The following is a 2005-nucleotide window of genomic DNA, read 5'->3' as shown; positions in this document are numbered from 1 at the left end:
GACCCGGCGGTGGCCGACGGCGTCACCGGGCTGCTGCACGCGCTGCCCGACCCCACCGGCGCCGACTGGTTCACGGCCGCGTTCCGGACGTCGGCCGGCCAGCTCGCCCAACTGCCCTGGCTGGCGCCCTGGCATCCGGAGACCGTCGCCGCGCACGCCCTGCCCACTGTGGCGCTCCAGGCGTTCGACCCCGGTCCCAGCGACCCCGACCCGCTGCTGCCGCGGCTCGCGGACATCCCGGGCGAGCCCGGGCCGGTGAGTCACCTCCTGCTCGCCTACGGCACGACCGCCGCCCGTGCCGAGCACCGCGCCGCCGCGCTGGACGCCCTGTTGGCCATGACCGCACGCGACCGGCTCCGGCCGGAGGCGCTCGGCGGGTGGCTCGCGGAGCTGTGGCGGCTGTCCGTCGCCAAGCCGAACCGGTTCCTGCCCGTCCTCGTCGACGCCGCACGCGGCGGCGCGGGCCGCCCGGTGTTCGCCGTGCTCGCCACGATGCTCACCGACCTCGCCCCCGACCCCGCCCGCCGCGGCCTGCCGGCCGTCCTCACCCTGGCCGCCGACTGCGCCGCCGCCGAGGCCCTCCACACCCCCATCCCCGCCCTGGCCGCCCTCGTCGCTCCTGCGGCTCCCCGTCGTGTCCGTGCGGAGGCGACGCGTCTGGCCGGGATCCTCGCCGTCTGAGCGGGCGGGGTGTGGGGTGGGAGGTCAGCATCCTGGTCGCGGATTTCGCTGCGGACGAGGTCCTCCGCACCCCCGTCCCGGAGGCGATCCGCCTGGATCGGGTCCTCGCCGCCTGGGCTGCCGTGGGCGTGGAGTGGAAAGTCGGCCGCGTCGACTTTCCACTCCACCCGATGAGCAGACGACCCACCGCGCTCAGGGGAAGTCGTGGCCGGATCCCTGCCGCCGGCGGTGCGTGCCGCAGGGCGCGCACCCGTCCGTGCCGCGCTCCGGCCCGGGCCGCGCCTTTCGCCGGCCTTCCGGTGGAGGGCGGATGGCAGGTGCAGGACGGGGGTGGGGCTGGACCCACCTCGAAGTGTGAAGTGGGGTGGATTCCGCCGCGATCGTGTCCGTCCTAGCGTTTTCATGGGCCGCCCGGAGGGGGCGGGCCGGGTGAGGGCGGGAGGGTCCGGTGCGGGTGGCGGGCGAGGGCGTGGCGGCGTTGCGGCTGGTGGGGCTGTGCAAGCGGTTCGGGGATCACCGGGCGGTGGACGGGGTGGAGTTGACCGTGCCGCGCGGCTCGTTCTACGGGCTGGTCGGGCCGAACGGGGCGGGCAAGACCACCTCGCTGTCGATGGCGGTCGGGCTGCTGCGGCCGGACGCCGGCCGGGCGGAGGTGTTCGGCGTGGACGTGTGGGCCGATCCGCTGCGCGCCAAGGCGCTGCTGGGCGTGCTGCCCGACGGGTTGGCGCTGCCGGAGCGGCTGACCGGGCTGGAGCTGTTGCGGTACCTGGGCCGGCTACGCGGTATGGAGGGGCGGACGGTGGACTCCCGGGCCGAGGAGTTGCTGGCCGTGCTGGAGCTGACGGACACGGCGCGCACGGCGGTGATCGACTACTCGACCGGGATGCGCAAGAAGATCGCACTGGCCACCGCCCTGCTGCACGCGCCCCGGCTGCTGGTGCTGGACGAGCCGTTCGAGGCGGTTGACCCGGTGTCGGCGGCGACGGTCCGGACGATCCTGCGGCGGTTCGTCGCGGCGGGGGGCTCGGTGGTGCTCTCCAGCCATGTGATGGCCCTGGTCGAGAGCCTCTGCGATCACGTGGCGGTGATCGCCGGGGGCCGGGTGGCGGCCGCCGGGACGGTGGACGAGGTGCGGGGCGGGCGGGCCCTGGAGGACGTGTTCGTCGAGCTGGTCGGCGCCCGGACCGGAGGAGTGGAGGGGCTGGAATGGCTGGCGTCCTGACGGCCCCTCCGGTGGCGGGCGGCCGGGTCGCGATCGCCGTGCTCACCGGGATGAAGGCGACGGTCCTGCGGCGGTCGATGTCCGGTCCGCGCGCCGCCGGGC

Annotated in this window: 1 protein-coding gene and 1 pseudogene; both read left to right on the top strand. The window is 75.9% G+C overall.

Translation table 11 applies throughout. The annotated features are described in order from the left end of the window. Positions 1 to 681 (top strand): annotated as a pseudogene (locus ABD308_RS07155) (hypothetical protein); the annotation flags it as partial. A gap of 448 nt (positions 682 to 1129) precedes the next feature. Continuing rightward, entirely contained in the window at positions 1130 to 1903 is a 774-nt protein-coding gene (locus tag ABD308_RS07150) for an ABC transporter ATP-binding protein (RefSeq protein ID WP_344329444.1), read from the top strand. Positions 1904 to 2005: the final 102 nt, after the last annotated feature.

The sequence above is a fragment of the Kitasatospora putterlickiae genome (assembly GCF_039527695.1).
Classification (GTDB): domain Bacteria; phylum Actinomycetota; class Actinomycetes; order Streptomycetales; family Streptomycetaceae; genus Kitasatospora; species Kitasatospora putterlickiae.
Note: the sequence above shows the minus strand (reverse complement) of the source record. Positions and strands in the feature narration are given on the sequence as shown.